This window comes from Virgibacillus alimentarius, assembly GCF_000709085.1.
GTDB classification, from domain to species: Bacteria; Bacillota; Bacilli; order Bacillales; family Amphibacillaceae; genus Virgibacillus_B; species Virgibacillus_B alimentarius.
Genome location: NZ_JFBD01000019.1, coordinates 20,451 through 37,258, shown reverse-complemented (window position 1 = coordinate 37,258; position 16,808 = coordinate 20,451). Strand labels below are relative to the sequence as shown.

Genomic DNA, 16,808 nt, shown 5'->3' with positions numbered 1-16,808 from the left:
CAATTTCTTGCTAGATAACACTTGGCGGTTCGCTGATAAATTCTTCCGAACCGCTGCATGCCAAATTTCGAAGCACAGAGTAGCACAGCCAGGGGAAATTCATCCCACTTATCTTACCTTTTTATGCGATTAATCACCTTTTTTCCCTTGAAATAAACGGCTTTTACCTCTTCTGGATCGGTTATTTCCAACCCAGGGATTCCTTTTGTTATTAAAAAGTTCCCATCCATTCCTTTCTTCAATTGACCAAATTGATTTTCTTTTCCCAACACTGCTGCAGGATTAGCTGTGATAAGGGCAAGAATCTCATTTTCGCCATACCCAACTTTCGCTAATTGTTTCATTCCTGGCTGGGCAATTTTCATAAAGACATCTGTTCCTTGTAAACTATGATTTGGAAAAGGCAGCCAGGAAACATTCGGATAGGATGGCAAATAAGCATCTGTTGCAATAGAGAGAGGCACCTGATGTTGAACCAATTTTGCAATGTTTTCGGGGGAATTAGGTTCGAGATGTGTGCCGCCAAGCGGGGTTGCAATAATTTCAATGCCTCGCGCAGTTGCCTCTTCTATCTGCTCATCAGAAATTCCATGTGCATGATGGAGAACGTCTACACCTGCGTTCATGCACATTTGAATTCCCTCTTCGCCTGCGACATGGACACCAATTTTTTTATTGTATTGGTGATAAATAGTTACAATTTGCTTTAATTCTTTCAAAGAGTATATCATTTCTCCCGCTCGCGGAACCATCTCTTCTGTAAAGTTTGCGGGTGTTGCATTTATAAATAAATTTTCACCAGGGTATTCATTTTGTTTTGCCAATTGATGTACGTAGGATGGATCGATTAAATCCGATTTTTGAATGACTTTTGATTTAGTGATTGCGGAAAAATGTGCAAGTTCGCTAAAGCCGATTGATATACTGACTGCTGCAAAGGAAATATCCATCGGCAACCCCTTGACAACGCTGCGGTAATCACCCATGGAAAATGGACTCATTGGATGACCGCAAACTTGCTCACCTAGTGCAGTAATTCCTGATGTTAAGGCATTCAGCAAAATAGATTTTCCCGCCAGGATTTGTGTTTCCGCTGTGATCGGATACAAAGAAGAGGGGGCAAATTCCAGTAGATGGGTATGACAGTCGACGAGAGATGGTGTTAGTACATAATCAGAGTAATCTACTACTGGCAGTGATGGGAACTGCTTTTTGACGACAGACCATTGCCCAATAGAAGTTATTTTCCCCCCATTTATTACCATAGCCCCGTCATTGATTGTGCCCGTGTCGGTTACGGTTACGATTTTTCTTGCTCGGACTACATACGTGTTATTCATACATTACACCACCAGAAAAGGAGTTAAGAAATATGCGAGAATACATGCTGTAGCAACTCGGATGATCATCCCGATTAGTGCTGCATAAATTACTTCTCTTTCACGTAAATCTGTTGACTCTGCCCAAATTGCAGGAATTTGACCAAGAATAACGTAGATCGGCAGACCGGAGTTAGCTAATACAAAAGATCCAACAATTAGGCGTGGGTCGATATTCGCACCTAATTCTGCAAGTTGTGCTACAGCTAACGTTGGGGCAACTAGGAAAGAAACAATTCCTGTATCTGGTTCGATACTGGCAAGACTTAGAAAAGCACCCATTCCTGCTTCGATCGGATCCCAAATGCCGGTGAATTTTAGTATGCCAATGAAAATAAAGATGACCGATACTGCGGGAATGATTACTAATAGAAGCAGTCCGGTTCCTTCTTTTGCAGAAGAAAAAACGGTATCTAAAAATGTTTTCTTCGGTGTAAAACGAGGCAGTTCGCGAAGCTTTACTTTTTTGGTGTCACGGTAAATGGTTCTGGATAGAATAAAAGGTACAATAATTAATGGTGCAAATATAGCTAATACAATGAGCGGAAAAGCACTGATGCCAAAAATTGATAAGGCAATGAGACCCAAAACGAAAGTGGCAAAGGATTGCGGTGACTGAATCATTGTTGCAACGGCAATTTTTTGTTCTGCTTTGGTTGCGTTTGCTTTGATGAGAATAGGTCCAGCAATTTTTCCTGCAGCATTAATATCGCCAAGGATATTATACGAACTTGGAATGATCACAGCAGGATTAATTTTGAACCAGTGCATAATGGGTACAAAAAGCCGGATCAATCCGTCGGTAAAACCAAGACGTTCGAGTACACGTCCTACAATAACGCTGACAATGACAGCAATCCCAACTTCACTCGTCAGAAATGTGTCTACAACAACAGGTGTTACTTCTTTGATGATCGTATCAAATAGCTCAGATAATGATTTAGGAACAAGAAAAAGCAGAACAAGCGAAGCGAAAACAATCAAAATACCAATCACTTCAAACAAATGCCACTTTGACCGATGATGAGAAATATTTTCCCCTGTTTTTTGATCTTCCATATTAAACAATCCTCCAAGACGTTTATTATAAGGTATGTCACAACTAAAAATGTGTGTATGCCTATTTTTCATGAGTACAGACAAGATGGGAATAATAAGTGGAACATCGATGGGAGTGAAGGAAATGAAATTTGGCAGCCATGTTTCGATTAGGGAAGGCTATCTTGGTGCTGCGAAAAGAGCAGCTTCGATGAATGCTTCTGCTTTTCAATATTTCCCAAAGAATCCGAGAAGTTTGTCGGTAAAATCATTTTCTAAAGAGGACGTGGCATTATGTAAATCATTTTGTGAAGAACATGGGATCGAATCCGTTGCACATGCTCCTTATCCGACAAGTTTGACACCTACAGATGAGGCGAAGAGACAAAAGGTGATTCAATCCCTTTTAAATGATTTAGAAATTACAGAAGCATGTGGCTCGATTGGTGTGGTTGTTCACTTTGGCAAGCAAATAAGCGCTGAAGATCCCCTTTTAAGTTATCAGCTTATGATTGAAATGCTGGATGAAGTTCTCGATTCATGGGAGGGAAATTCGCTCATTTTGCTTGAGAATAATGCAGGGAAGCCAGGGACAATTGGAACGACACTCGAAGAACTGGTGCAAATAAGGAATTTATGTGATTACCCAGAAAAAATAGGATTTTGTTTAGATACGTGTCACGCTTTTGCAAGTGGACTCTGGAATGGAGAGAACTGGGAAAAAGTGATGGAGAAAGGGATGCAGCTCGGCTATTTTGAGCATTTAAAAGTCATTCATTTAAACAATTCAACATATGCAACCGGACTTGGTAAGGACCGCCACGCAAATATTTTTCACCATGGATATATAAAAGAAGCAGCGTTTCATCAGCTGCTAACGACCCCACGATTAGCATCTGTTCCATTTATTTTGGAAACCCCAAAAGAAGAAATAACACATCAAGAGGAAATAGCGCAACTGCAGAAAAAATGGGGAATGTAAAAAAATATAAATTTTTTTCTAAAAAGATGCCCCCTTATCTGTTTTCTTATCGATTCGTAAGGTAGAAGGTGTTAGGTTCTGTTTTTAACGGTTCTAAATACTTTCATCGATACATCTGATTGATAAGGGGGGAGACGTTCGATGGAACGACAGACGTTAACAGTTAAAGAGGTTGCGAAATATCTTGGTGTACACCGGGATACGATTTATGTCATGGTGAAATTAAAGCAGATTCCGCATATTAAACTCAGGAATCGTATCTTCTTTACAAAGGAATCCATTGATTTGTGGTTACAAAGCGAAGAAAACACAAACCTGCATACACGGTAAATATGGCAGGTTCTTTGTGTTTCTTTTTTATTTTAAAAAAAGCCGGTAATGGGCAGGAAGAGGGAGAATTTCAATGAATTATATTAAAGAATTAAATGCGTTTAGAGAATGGCTCTTGACAAATGAACTTTCAACGAGTGCAATTGCACTCTGGTATACCCTTATGAGTATAAACAATTCTGCAAGGTGGAAAAAACGTTTTAATGCGCCAAATGCAGTTGTTGGGCAATTATCCGGATTATCGAAACAAGGGATTCTTGATGCTAGGAAAAAGTTAATCGAATATCATTTAATCAAATGTGAAAGCGGGAGGAAAGGGAAAGCACCTATTTATGAATTTATCTCATTGGTCAACTCAGCTGACTCTTCGTCTTACGAAACAATAGGCGAATCCACTGACGAATCCTTGACGATACATAAACATAAACAAAAAGAAATACAAAGAAGAAAAGAGGAAAGGAAAAGCGAATCAATTTTAAAAGTGTATGAGGAGAATATTGGAGCATTGAGTCCACTTGCGTGTGATGAATTTTTCTCCTGGATTGAAGTGTTTGGGGAAGAGATTGTGACAGAGGCCATCAAAATTACGGCGAAACATGGAGGACGTACATTCAGTTATATGGAAAAAATTTTAAAAGAATGGAAAGAGGTTCATTTAAACAACCTTAAAGACGTTTACGCTTATGAAGCAAAAAAGGAAACAAGCAGAAATAATACGATTCCATTTCGCAAACAAGGAAAAGGGAGCAAGTCATCGGTTTTCGATGAATTACGAGAGGAGGTTGGCCTGTGAATAAAAAAGAAGCGATCTACGTTCTGGAAGCAATTCGGGATATTTATCCAAAATTTGATATATCAAAACGAAAAGCGGAAATGCTTCTTCCACAATTAGAGCAGATGAATTATGCGATGGTGATGCAAAAATTAGCTACTTATGTTGCAAACAATCCATATCCCCCGACAATTGCTGAAATTGCTGCTTATAAAACGAATGAAAATGATCATTTAAAGCAAATGAAAATTTGGCGAAAAGAAGCCGATAAGGTACCAAATGAACTGAAACAACGATTTCACCAACAAATGATCAGTTTATTAAGGGAAAAAAGTCATGAAAGCAATCGTTAATGTTGAAGCAGAGCTATCTGTACTAGGATCTGTCCTTCTGGAAGGATCGCTTTTTCATACATTGGAAATAGGCGAGGAGCATTTTTATGAAAGAAGACATAAGCAAATTTTCGGGGCGATGAAAAAGGCGGCTGATTGCGGTGAATTTATCGATATGGTCACCGTCACAACCAATCTTGGGGAAGCAATCCAACATGTTGGAGGTACAACCTACCTGTTGAAAATGGCAGAGTCTGTAGCAAGTACCGCAAGCTTAAAGCATCATGAAAGCTTGATTTTTGAAGCATATCGGAATCGTGCGGCAAGGGAAAGTGCACTGGAATTTACTAAAAATCCATCTGAAGAAGGTTTGGAAGCGTTGATTGCCAGTTTGCAAAACGTTCGGGAAGTAGGAGTAATCAATCAGGAAAAAACGACTTATGAACATTTGCTTGATATTACAGAGGAGATGTGTTTTCCAACGGGTGAAGCATCTGGCTTTTATACCTCCTTTAATGACCTTGACGATATGACAGGCGGCTTGCAAAAAGGGGAGTTAATTATTGTTGCAGCCAGACCCTCTGTCGGAAAGACAGCGTTTGCACTCAATCTGGCAGCAGGACATGGACGAAATGGCGGATCATCCATGATCTTTAGCTTGGAAATGGGAAAAAAACAGTTATTACAGCGAATGATTTCACAAGAAGGGCTGATGAATAGTCAAAAGTGGAGAAATATGGTATTTTCCGAGAAAGATTATGCACATGCTTTTCAGGCGATAGGAATGATTTCAAAATGGAAATTAGCAATCTATGATAACTTGCTTACAGTTAGCGCAATTCGATCTGCCATTCGAAAAATGATCTATGACCATCCAGACGAAAAACATGTGGTCATCATCGATTATTTACAATTGATCATTCCAACGAGTAAACAGGAACGGAGAGATCTAGAAATAGGTGAAATGACGCGTGAATTAAAACTGCTTGCAATGGAACTGAATATACCGATCGTCTTGCTTTCTCAGCTTTCAAGAAGTGTGGAATCAAGACAAAATAAGCGGCCATTCTTATCGGATCTCAGGGAATCAGGAAACATTGAACAAGATGCAGATGTGATTGCATTTCTTTATCGAGATGATTATTACAATCATAAGGCTGGGGAGCATTATCCGATGGAAATTATCATTTCTAAACAGAGAAACGGTCCAACTGGTACAGTGGAATTGGCTTTTCAAAAAGAATATGGAAGATTTGTAGATCCCAGTCGGTGTGGTGGGGTGGTGGAGGTGAGTGGTGGTCGAAGATGAAACAGTGCTTTCCATTGGGATTTTTGTGCCCTGAGATCGAATTCAGCGATCCATACAGATTTAGTGTATGGCATATTTCATCCATGTTCAATAAAACAGAAATTTAGTGTTTTCATAGATCAGCGCATCTTTTTTCTTTTCCATGCTATAATAGCTAATATATTACCCGGGAAATAGGAGTTTTGGTCATGTCCGAGTGGAAAATACAAAATAAAAAACATGAGATCCTTCCAGCATTTTCGCTAACTGTCAATGATGCACAGCCAACTGCTATCTATAGTGATACGGAATTGCAAGGAGAGTTGGTACAAATTTTATATACTAAAGAGATTCCTGTGTTTGATAGGGAAGATGGACTTTATGAACGTCTTACAGTGGAACAAAATATCGCTTTTTATCACAAGTGGTTCAATTGTCAGACACCACTATATGAAATCCTCGTCATGTTTCATCTTCACCATTGTGCGAAAGCTGCTTTACATAAATGTACAAATTCGGTTGTCCAGCGTGTGTATTATGCGAAGTATTTTATGATGAATGCGGACAAATGTGTGTTCCTAGAGCCTGTGCACGGTGTGGATATACAGACAATGAATACATTTATTGAGATGCTTCAAGCGATGAAGGAAAAGAAAACATTCGTCCTTTTATTAGTAACAAATATGGAGCATGCGATCCTTCTTGGCGATATTGCCTATAAATTGCAGGAACATGGATTACATGCTTTTGAAACGGATGCACAGGATGAGGAGAAGATTGGTAATCAACCAAGTGTATCGCCTCAAGTAGAAAATCTATTTAAAATTCCTGCTAAAGTTGGGGATAAGGTCATTTTATTTGATCCACCGGAAATTGATTATATTGAAAGTCAGGATGGAAAGTCACTTCTTGTGATTGATAATGAATCATTTACAATGGATGCAACGTTAGGAGAAATGGAAAAACAACTACAAATGTATGGTTTCTTCCGCTGCCACCGCTCTTACATTGTCAATTTGCAAAAAGTACGTGAGATCATTACATGGTCGAAGAATACATACTCCCTTCGAGTTGACAATAAAATCCAGTCGACGATCCCATTATCCAGGACTAAAATTCAGGATATTCAGGAGATTTTTAACCTTAAATAAGTACCATTTAACCTTCCGTATCTACATTTCACCTTGATATGGCTGCATTTATAAAGTAGTCAACGTATATTGGATGTAGATTAATGAGGGAGGTAATATATTTGGAAAATGTGGTTCAAGTAAACGGATTACGGAAAGTTTTTCATGAAAATATTGCAATGGATGATGTGCATTTCAATGTTAAAAAAGGGGAAATATTTGGATTACTTGGTCCTAGTGGATCGGGTAAAACAACGACAATAAAAATTTTAACGGGTGAACTAAAACCGTCAAGTGGGGATATCGAAGTTTTAGGTATGAAATCGGATATGTTTCAAACAGCATCTTTTCAATCACAAATTGGGATTCTATCGGATAATAGTGCCCTCTATGAACGTTTGACTGTTTATGATAATTTGAAATTATTTTGTAAATTATATAGTGCACCCCTTCAGCAAATTGCTGTGACATTACGGGAAGTAAACATGGAAAAAGAAGGGGGAAAAGTTGTATCTAAACTGTCAAAAGGAATGAAACAACGTGTTCTGTTGGCAAAAGCATTGATTCATCAGCCGAAGCTCGTCTTTCTTGATGAACCGACATCTGCACTTGATCCGGGAAATGCAGCTTATATACACCGGGGATTACAAAAACTGAATGAAGCAGGAACGACTATTTTGCTAACAACGCATAATATGGAAGAAGCAACGGAATTATGTGATCGAGTAGCCTTTCTTGATCAAGGAAAGATTCAAGAAATGGATAATCCGGATGCACTGCGTTATAAATATTCGACGCATAATTTTCATATCGAAACGTTTGAAGGTAAGAAATTGGTTATGATCAATGATGTGAAAAGTGCCGATAAAATTGGACAGATGATTGCTGACGGGCAGGTCAAAACGATGCATACCGACCATCCTACACTTGGTCAAATTTTCTTAAAACTAACTGGAAAGGAGCTCGTCTAATGCATCTTCAGCGAATTCACGCCATTTTTGAAAAAGACATGAAAGATTTTATGAAAAATACGATGATGCTATTAATGCCTATTGTACCAATTATTCTTGCCTTTTTTTATCGTCAAATGGGCCCTGGTGAAGAGATGCCCGTAATGATGGGGTATATCATTGTAGGTGTAACTTATTCAGCAGTCACTGCGAATTGTATAATGGCAATGATGGCAGAGGAAAATGAAAAGAAAACCTTACGAGGCCTAATCATGTCACCAGCTTCCTTTCTAGACGTAATTATTGGCAAAAGCCTTGTAACTGGTTTTATGACGCTGATCACGTTGGTTTTGTCACTGCTCATTTTGGGAATCGACTCATTCTTAAACACGCGGGCGATCCTTGGCTTGGTTCTATTATTCTTATTCTTTTTATTTTTAGGTATTGGCGTAGGACTTTTTGCAAAATCCATTAGTACAGTTTCCGTATATGTTATGCCGATCATGTTTTTATTTGGATTTACGCCGATGATTGAATTAATGGGTCTTAGTGAGGACAATTTGGTGAAAAAAATCCTGGATCTATTTCCAATCTCGCAGTTAATAGAGATGCATGATTCGGCTTCTTGGCTTCCACTTGGTATGGTAGGAATCTGGGTCGTTGCTGCTGCATTATTCATGTATGTATGCTTTATAAAAACAAGACAAGATGACTAATGGAATGGCGCTCACCTACAAGGAAGTGAGCGCCATTTTAATATTATTTTTCTTTACTGGGATCATCATTTCCATTTGGATCTTCACTAAGTGTGAAGTTCACCCTTACAATGATGTTGTTCATCTCATCTCTAAGCTGTTGATACACTTGTTGAAATTCTTTTCTATTTTCGTCAGGATTTTCAAATTGTCCAATCTGACCCCACAAGGAGTGGACTTGTTGCATATTTTTATATAATTGCATATCGTAAACCGATTGTGGAGCAGGGATAAGCACATTTGGTGATCCCAGATCTTCTAATTTTTTCCTAGCGTCTTTAAATGCTCCGTCCGTGTAGTTATCTTCTTGGATGGAATAGCCTATTTCATTTAAAGGAGGAGCAGCAAAATAAGTGATTTGTATAATACCTCTTTCAAGGTTTGTGGCTTCTTCCCAACTACGGTATTCGGATGGATCTTTCCCAGCAAGCTCCTCAGGAGGGTGGGAAATAAACATGTTGTAAGCAGTCTCTTTATGTTTATCTTCAGGTAACTCATAAGCTTCAGATTCTAAAACATCAATATAAGCATCGTAATAGTTCGTGATATTGGAGATATTTCCATCCTCGCTGACGATGCTGCGAATTGGATTCTCATCAACATCAAAGTAAATTCTTCCGTTTTCATCCATATGTTCTTCGACAATTTCTCTTTCTGTATGCTCATTCTTTATATTTCCATCTTCTCCAATGGTGAGTCGATTGATCTTGGCTCCATTTCAGCTAAATGATCTTTAGCTAGATCCTCTTTAGTGAAATTCGCTTCATCTTGCTTTTCCTCGTTCTTTTCAGATGATACTTCCTTCCTATCAGGTTTCTCTTTTGCTTCATTTTTGGTTTCGTCGTTTTCCGCTTCTACCGTATCTGTTTGCTCTTTATCGTTTTTTGGAGAGTCAGCATTTTGCGAGCAGCCTGCAAAGAACAGAATCACGCATGCAAAAAGGACTAAAATCCGATACATGTATAACACCCTCCTATAAACAATTCGAAAAATTTTTATTAAAGGTAATTATAGCATACTACGACATAAAATTGCATAAAAATGGAAATCGTAAATAAAGTGTAATATATAATTTATAAACAATGGTGAGGGCGTATCAACCGGATCCCGTGCATATCGACCGTCGGAGTGAGTATATCAACCGGATCCCGTGCATATCGACCGTCGGAGCGAGTATATCAACCGGAGCGCATTTCTAGATGCGCTTATAAACAAAAAGCAGGACTACCCTATCGGATAGCCCCGCCACAAAATCAGGTCTGTTCATATTGATTTACTTCAAACAAATCAATCAATTCGATTTTTGGATGTTTATCTTGAAACCAACGCAGTGCAAAATCATTTTGAAATAAAACAAGGTAATTTCCTTCCCGGTCACGCACAAGCATATTCCGCTCGTCAAATAATGACTTATCTACCTGGTCCTGCTTTAGCCAGCGAGGAACGCGCTCGCCGATAGGATCCAACATCACGTCCACATGGTATTCATTTTTCATTCGGTACTTGAACACGTCATATTGCAACTCACCGACCGCACCTAAGATAAATGATTCTGTTTGGTCTCTGTAAAATAATTGAATGGCACCTTCCTGAACAAGCTGCTGGATCCCTTTGCGGAATTGCTTCGTTTTCATGACATTTTTAGCAGTTACCTTCTTAAAAAGTTCTGGCGGGAATTGCGGTAATTCTTCATATTCAAAATGATCTTTTCCAGTAACGAGCGTGTCCCCAATTTGATAAATGCCTGGATCATAAATTCCGATAATATCTCCTGCATAGGCTTCTTCAACGGTATTTCCGGATGATGCGACAAATTGTTGTGATTGAGCGAGCTTGATTGCCTTATTGGTTCGCGCTAAGCGCACACTCATTCCTCGTTCGAATTTGCCGGAGCATACTCTTAGAAATGCAATTCGATCCCGATGTGCCGGATTCATATTTGCTTGGATTTTAAAAATGAAGCCGGAAAAGTCTGTCTTATCTGGAGGTATCGGGCCTTCTGTCGATTTTCTCAGATGAGGCGCCGGTGCCATGGAAATGAAAGTATTAAAAAAGGTTTCTACGCCAAATGGAGCTAGGGCGCTACCGAAAAATACGGGTGTCTGTTTTCCGGCCAATACCGCGTCTAATGAAAAAGTATCCCCGGCTTCTTCCAGCAACTCCAGTTCTTCAGCAGCTTCCTGATACGCTGGATCAGATACAACATCCTGATGTTCAGCATTCTCAAGATCTTTATACGGGATAGGTGTTTCTTTTTCTTCTCCGTTATATTGAACAAATTGCTCCTGCTCTCGGTCAAACACACCGAGAAATCTTTTTCCCATCCCAGCTGGCCAGTTCATTGGATAGGTACCAATATCCAAAACCTGTTCAATCTCTTCCAGTAATTCAAATGGCTCTCTGCCTTCACGATCCAGTTTGTTAAAAAAGGTGAAAATGGGAATACCGCGCATACGGCATACTTTAAATAATTTGATCGTTTGCGTTTCAATTCCTTTTGTTGCGTCAATAATCATCACAACACAATCAACCGCAGTTAACGTCCGGTACGTATCTTCACTGAAATCTTCATGCCCAGGCGTATCTAAAATATTAATTTGATACCCTTCATAAGGAAAATTCATCACACTGGAAGTAACGGATATCCCCCGTTGTTTCTCGATCTCCATCCAGTCAGATGTAGCAAATTTTCCTGTCTTTTTTCCTTTTACAGTCCCGGCGGTACGGATTTGATTTGAGAGTTTTAGTAATTTTTCCGTTAATGTTGTTTTACCGGCATCCGGGTGTGATATAATTGCAAACGTTCTTCGTATATTAACTTCATCTTGCAAATTCATAGAAAAAATCCCTTTCATTTATCGTAGTTTATGCATCTTTTTCGTTTTACTTGGGATTTATTTTACATTGGATTGATTCTCCTTCTACATTGGTTTACCCGAAGTAATCATACCATTAATAGGTGTGAAAATGCAGGTGTTAAAACTTTAGAGTGATAAAAAAACACAAAGAGAGGTCTTTTCCCATCCTACCGATTGTTTCTTTTATTCTATTCGTGATTGTTCGGATGTATACACTTTATAAATACAAAGAAAGACTGAAGCGTATCCGTCTCATCCAAATGGGTGGCATTTTACTCCCCTTTATTGCTGCCACAGGTGTGGCGACAGGATTGATTATGGAGGAAACTCGGATTACAGGGGAAATAAACTATATGTGGATACGCACGATTGTCTCCTATCTGATTATATTGATTGTCCTAGTAGGTACGATTATTCCCATGAATAGAATCATAGCGAACCTATTTAAAAAATGAAATTCATTCCAATTTTTTTCGGGTGAAATATAAAAGAAACAATGCGCATAATCTGTTATGATAGATAAAGAATATGCTAGGAACATAGGGGGGAGTTTGTTGAATTTCAAAGATAGAATGGCGAATCGCAGACATATGGAAAGAGTGAAAAGAATCGGAAAGCCCGGTGGAATTGTACTGGGGATACTTCTTGTGCTTGCGGTTATATTTATGCTTTCATTTCGCTGGATAACCGATTACATATGGATGGGTTCACTTGGTTTTGAAAAAGTCTTTACGACGATGTTTGGCAGTAAGTTATTGCTGGGTGCTATCGGTTTTGTTCTATTTTTCATACTTACTTATATTACGTTTGCCTGGATTCGAAAAACATATATCGGTCATTTCCACAGCAATATGTTGCCACCTGTTATTCAAAATAAAAAAATAAGCAGAATTCTTATGGTCATCGCTGCTCTATTTGTTGGTGCAATGGGAAGTTCCATCGTACAAGGAATTGGATGGGAACCGCTTTTGAAGTTTTTAAATCATGCTTCTTTTGATCAAAAGGATCCTTATTTTCATATGGATATTTCCTTTTATATGTTTATCCTACCGTTTGTAAAAATGATCATTTATATTTTACTCGGTTTAAGTATCTTTTTCTTAGCGATCGAAATTGGCGCTTATTCTGTTTTTCATATTTACCGGATGAGCCGTTCCGCTCAATTACATCTTGGGGTGACACTTGGGATCATCGGACTGCTGCTTGCTGGTATTCATGTTTTGGTGCCGTATGAGACACTTCTTACAAATAAGGTAAATATTTTCCAAGAGAGTGTCGTACACGGACTAAGCTACACCGATAAAATGATTAATATTCCAGCTTCATATATCCTGGCAGCTGTTGCAGTAATTGCGGCAGTATGGATGTTTATTGCAGTCAATCGAGGCAAAATTAATTCCATCGTGATTCCTGTTGGTGTCTATATCGTTCTTTTGATTGCTGGTCAAGGCGTATCGATGGCTGTTCAAAATTTCCTTGTGTCTCCGAATGAGTTTTCCAAAGAAAAGCCATATTTGGCACATAATCTTTCTTTTACAAGAGCAGCTTATGATCTGGATCATATAAAAGAGAAGGAAATTTCCGGTGCGTTTACACTGGATGAAGCGATGGTTGATCGAAATAAATTAACCATTGATAATGTTCGAATCAATGACGCTAGACCACTTCTGGATATTTACAATCAATTACAGACATTCCGTACGTACTATCAATTTAATAATATTGATATTGATCGTTACGAAATTGACGGAAAGTATGAACAGGTATTTGTTGGTGCAAGGGAATTAAATACGGTTAACCTCCCGTCCCAGGCTCAAACTTGGGTAAACCAGAAAATGAGATATACCCATGGATACGGTATCGCGATGAGTCATGTGAATGAGATTACGAAGCAGGGGCAGCCGAAGTATATGTTGAAAAATGTGCCGTCAGAAGGTGTAATTGATGTGAAACGGCCTCAGATTTATTTTGGGGAAGAACCTTACGGAAATGTGATTGTCAATAGTAACGTGGATGAATTTGACTATCCTGCTGGGGATGAAAATAAATCGACCCGCTTTGAAGCTGATTCAGGTATCCCTTTGCAAGGAATCAATCGGTTCTTGTTTGCACTGAAAGAAGGTTCATTCCGTATGCTTGTATCGGATCAAATTACAAAGGAAAGTCAATTACTCGAAACACGTAATATTATGGACAGGGTTAAAAGAATCGCTCCATTTTTTAAATACGACGATGATCCGTATATTTTTGTTCGGGAGGATGGCAGTCTCGCATGGATGATTGACGCCTATTTAACAGCAGAGAGTTATCCATATGCAGAGCCGCATAAAGGAAATGAAAATTATATAAGAAACGCTGTGAAAGTAGTCATTGATGCGTATACAGGGGAAGTGAACTTTTATACCGTGGATAAAGAGGATCCATTACTTGAAACATACAGTAAGATGTTCCCAGATCTATTCACCAATGAAATACCGGAAGACGTACAGCGTCATTTCCGTTATCCGACAAATTTATTTAAAATACAATCAGCAATGTATGGAACGTACCACATGTCTAATCTGGAAATCTTTTATAATCGGGAAGATTTCTGGCAATTCCCGACTGAAAAATACTTTAACGAAGATATCGAAATGGAACCATACTTTATAACCATGAAATTGCCGGAACAGGATGAGGAAGAATTTATTCAGATGATGCCGTATACTCCAAAAAATCGCCAAAACATGATCGCTTGGATGGGTGTGCGTAATGACGGAGAAAATTATGGTGAAATATTTGTTTACCGTTTTCCAAAACAAAAAAATATCTATGGTCCACAGCAAATAGAAAATAGAATTAATCAGGACAGTAACATATCGCAGCAGCTCAATCTCTGGTCTCAAGGCGGATCAAAGGTGGTACGTGGGAATTTATTAGCCATTCCAATCGAGGATACGGTGCTATATGCGGAACCAATTTACATTGAATCTTCCAATGAAACATCTCTGCCAGAAGTGAAGCGAATTGTGCTTGCTTATGGGGATAACATCGTGATGGAAGAAACATTTGATAAGGCCCTTGAGAAAATGCTTACGCTCATCGATCCAGAAAAACAAAAAGATAAGGCTAAATCAGAGGAAAAACAAGAGGATGAAGAACAAGTTCAAGATATTACGGGATCTGAAAAAATATTACAAGATGTATCAAAGATGTTCGATGCATATCAAGATGAGTTATCAAAAGGAAATTGGGAAGAAGCTGCAAAAATTATGACGCAAATTGAAGAACGTTTAGGAGAAGTGGAATAAGAAGAGGAGAAGTGCTCACGTGTTAGGGAGCACTTCTTCTACATTAAATACAGGGTACGGTGTAGGAAATGAAACAGCATTATTATGAAAAATTATTAAATATTAAAACAGGAATCTATCAAAAAGAATCGGATGACGCACAACACTACTATCCGTATGAACCAACCGCCTATGAAGCATTAGAGGCTCTGCTTGAAAGCTATGCATTTAAAAAAGATGACTGTATGGTCGATTTTGGTTGCGGTAAAGGGAGATTAAGCTTTTTTATTCACTATTTCAGCCGTATTCATGTAAAAGGAATTGAAATGGATGAGGCATTATATAAAGCCGCCACTGCGAATAAAAATAATTATTTACGTAAAATGAATAAGCATCATGCGCGTATAGCGTTTTATTGTTGTTTAGCACAGAAGTATCCGATTGATGCCTCTGACAATCGTTTTTACTTTTTCAACCCATTTTCCCTGCCAATTTTTATAAAAGTGATTAACAATATTCTGCGATCGGTGGAAATAGCAAATAGAGACGTCGAGCTTATTTTATATTATGCTTCAGACGATTATATCTATTATTTAGAAAACCACACGATATTTGAAAGGAAAGAAGAAATCATTCTACCAAAATGGTACAAGCAAGATCCTTCTGAAAGGTTTCTAATCTATCAATTGCCAGCATTATCCGATTAAAAGGCAAAAAAATAGGAATCTAAATTAGAATAGGGCTACTTTCGACAAAAATGAATACGGAAAGCGAATTAGGAGAGGTTCATGTGATGAAACCCCGTAATAATTCAGTCTTTTTTGTTAAATGCAAATTTTGCAAAAAATACCTTGACATATGAAAGCGAATTCATTAGTATAGATAGTGACAGGGGGAAAGGATATTGAATACTACACTTACCTCAACCGAGTCTCGAACACTAAAAAAAAAAGATCGCCCAAGTTTATAATAAGATTAATCAAGAGTTTTATGCGACTGGGGTTAGAAGTCAACGGATTTTAATTCTTGATGACAGGATTATTATCTTTGCTCAACATAAACGTGTTCAAGCTTTTAAAGCATTAAGTAAAAACTTTAAAGAATTAACAACCTATGCGGATGCAGCGCTCATTTCTGAATTTAAATTCAAGCTAAGGGATAGCGTAGAGGAATTAACAGGTAGAACGGTCATTTCTGTTCTCAAAGATTATGATACCAAAAGTGAGCATGCATGTTGTGTCATATATTTTAACGAAAAATTATAAAAAACAAATCATAACTTAATTCTTTAACATTTCTAGATCAATCGCGCAGGGTCGCTTTTGTTCTGGCACTGTTATCGGAGCGGTTACATATAACCTCTGTTTACGGATGTTAATTGAACCGCAGATTTGATTGAATTCCAAAAATACCAGTGTATTTGGTATGGGAAATCAATCTGAATCTGCGGTTCTTTTATATATAAAAACAAAATAACGAATAAAAGTTTATTCTGTTAAGGAGGTGAACAAGAACTGACGCTAAGATATCCTGGCAACCAAAAGCTTAAGTGTGTTGTAAAAATGGAGAAACAAATTTTTTGACTCGTAATATACCGATAATTTACAGAAAAATATAAAATATTAATCTGTTTTTGGACGCAACGATATTTTCTGTCTGTTATTGGAGGAGAAACGAATCGAAACACACGATGAGTGGAACGATCCTTTTGATGATTCATGAGAT

The 16,808-nt window shown here is 38.2% G+C and carries 17 protein-coding genes; 12 read left to right on the top strand and 5 right to left on the bottom strand.

The window, feature by feature from the left end; translation table 11 throughout:
- Positions 1-113: 113 nt before the first annotated feature.
- On the bottom strand, positions 114-1,340 hold the full coding sequence (locus GZ63_RS0103945) for an amidohydrolase family protein (RefSeq protein WP_029267089.1): 1,227 nt from the start codon (positions 1,338-1,340) through the stop codon (positions 114-116).
- A gap of 3 nt (positions 1,341-1,343) precedes the next feature.
- On the bottom strand, positions 1,344-2,438 hold the full coding sequence (locus tag GZ63_RS0103940) for a hypothetical protein (protein WP_051681377.1): 1,095 nt from the start codon (positions 2,436-2,438) through the stop codon (positions 1,344-1,346).
- A 124-nt stretch (positions 2,439-2,562) separates the two neighbouring features.
- Between GZ63_RS0103940 and GZ63_RS0103935 the strand changes: the two genes are divergently transcribed.
- From GZ63_RS0103935 to GZ63_RS0103900, 8 genes are all read left to right on the top strand, one after another.
- On the top strand, positions 2,563-3,399 hold the full coding sequence (locus GZ63_RS0103935; protein ID WP_029267086.1) for a deoxyribonuclease IV: 837 nt from the start codon (positions 2,563-2,565) through the stop codon (positions 3,397-3,399).
- A gap of 141 nt (positions 3,400-3,540) precedes the next feature.
- Positions 3,541-3,729: a helix-turn-helix domain-containing protein gene (locus tag GZ63_RS0103930; RefSeq protein WP_029267085.1), complete on the top strand. Its 189-nt coding sequence runs from the start codon at positions 3,541-3,543 to the stop codon at positions 3,727-3,729.
- Between the two features lie 73 nt (positions 3,730-3,802).
- Entirely contained in the window at positions 3,803-4,522 is a 720-nt protein-coding gene (locus GZ63_RS17035) for a DnaD domain-containing protein (protein WP_051681376.1), read from the top strand.
- A complete protein-coding gene (locus GZ63_RS0103920; RefSeq protein ID WP_029267083.1) occupies positions 4,519-4,854 on the top strand; it encodes a replicative helicase loader/inhibitor in 336 nt (111 codons plus the stop codon). Before GZ63_RS17035 ends, GZ63_RS0103920 begins: the two co-directional genes overlap by 4 nt.
- Positions 4,838-6,142, top strand: coding sequence for a replicative DNA helicase (dnaB, locus tag GZ63_RS0103915; protein ID WP_029267082.1), 1,305 nt, complete (start codon positions 4,838-4,840; stop codon positions 6,140-6,142). Before GZ63_RS0103920 ends, dnaB begins: the two co-directional genes overlap by 17 nt.
- A 188-nt stretch (positions 6,143-6,330) precedes the next feature.
- On the top strand, positions 6,331-7,272 hold the full coding sequence (locus GZ63_RS0103910; protein ID WP_029267080.1) for a LytTR family DNA-binding domain-containing protein: 942 nt from the start codon (positions 6,331-6,333) through the stop codon (positions 7,270-7,272).
- A gap of 110 nt (positions 7,273-7,382) precedes the next feature.
- A complete protein-coding gene (locus GZ63_RS0103905; RefSeq protein WP_318842357.1) occupies positions 7,383-8,222 on the top strand; it encodes an ABC transporter ATP-binding protein in 840 nt (279 codons plus the stop codon).
- Positions 8,222-8,917, top strand: coding sequence for an ABC transporter permease (locus tag GZ63_RS0103900; RefSeq protein ID WP_029267076.1), 696 nt, complete (start codon positions 8,222-8,224; stop codon positions 8,915-8,917). The genes GZ63_RS0103905 and GZ63_RS0103900 overlap by 1 nt, the downstream gene beginning before the upstream one ends.
- Before the next feature lie 43 nt (positions 8,918-8,960).
- Here the strand turns inward: GZ63_RS0103900 and GZ63_RS0103895 are convergent, their stop codons facing one another.
- From GZ63_RS0103895 to GZ63_RS0103885, 3 genes are all read right to left on the bottom strand, one after another.
- Positions 8,961-9,587 carry a hypothetical protein gene (locus GZ63_RS0103895; protein ID WP_029267074.1) on the bottom strand — a complete coding sequence of 209 codons (627 nt, stop codon included), beginning with the start codon at positions 9,585-9,587 and terminating at the stop codon, positions 8,961-8,963.
- A 38-nt stretch (positions 9,588-9,625) separates the two neighbouring features.
- A complete protein-coding gene (locus GZ63_RS0103890; protein ID WP_029267072.1) occupies positions 9,626-9,916 on the bottom strand; it encodes a hypothetical protein in 291 nt (96 codons plus the stop codon).
- 293 nt (positions 9,917-10,209) lie between these two features.
- On the bottom strand, positions 10,210-11,793 hold the full coding sequence (locus tag GZ63_RS0103885; protein ID WP_029267070.1) for a peptide chain release factor 3: 1,584 nt from the start codon (positions 11,791-11,793) through the stop codon (positions 10,210-10,212).
- A gap of 152 nt (positions 11,794-11,945) precedes the next feature.
- Here GZ63_RS0103885 and GZ63_RS0103880 point away from each other — a divergent pair, with 152 nt between their 5' ends.
- The 4 genes from GZ63_RS0103880 to GZ63_RS17310 all read left to right on the top strand — a co-directional run bounded on the left by GZ63_RS0103880 (position 11,946) and on the right by GZ63_RS17310 (position 16,348).
- Positions 11,946-12,269, top strand: a complete 324-nt coding sequence (locus GZ63_RS0103880) for a hypothetical protein (RefSeq protein ID WP_029267068.1) — start codon at positions 11,946-11,948, stop codon at positions 12,267-12,269.
- Positions 12,270-12,386: 117 nt separating this feature from the next.
- The gene (locus GZ63_RS0103875) at positions 12,387-15,104 is read left to right on the top strand and encodes a UPF0182 family membrane protein (protein ID WP_029267066.1); all 2,718 of its coding nucleotides are present in this window, start codon (positions 12,387-12,389) and stop codon (positions 15,102-15,104) included.
- Between the two features lie 68 nt (positions 15,105-15,172).
- Complete coding sequence (locus tag GZ63_RS0103870; protein ID WP_029267064.1) at positions 15,173-15,790, top strand: methyltransferase; 618 nt, start codon at positions 15,173-15,175, stop codon at positions 15,788-15,790.
- Between the two features lie 246 nt (positions 15,791-16,036).
- Positions 16,037-16,348 (top strand): Na-translocating system protein MpsC family protein, encoded by a 312-nt coding sequence (locus tag GZ63_RS17310; protein WP_084178991.1) that lies wholly within the window; start codon positions 16,037-16,039, stop codon positions 16,346-16,348.
- The last annotated feature ends 460 nt before the right edge of the window (positions 16,349-16,808 follow it).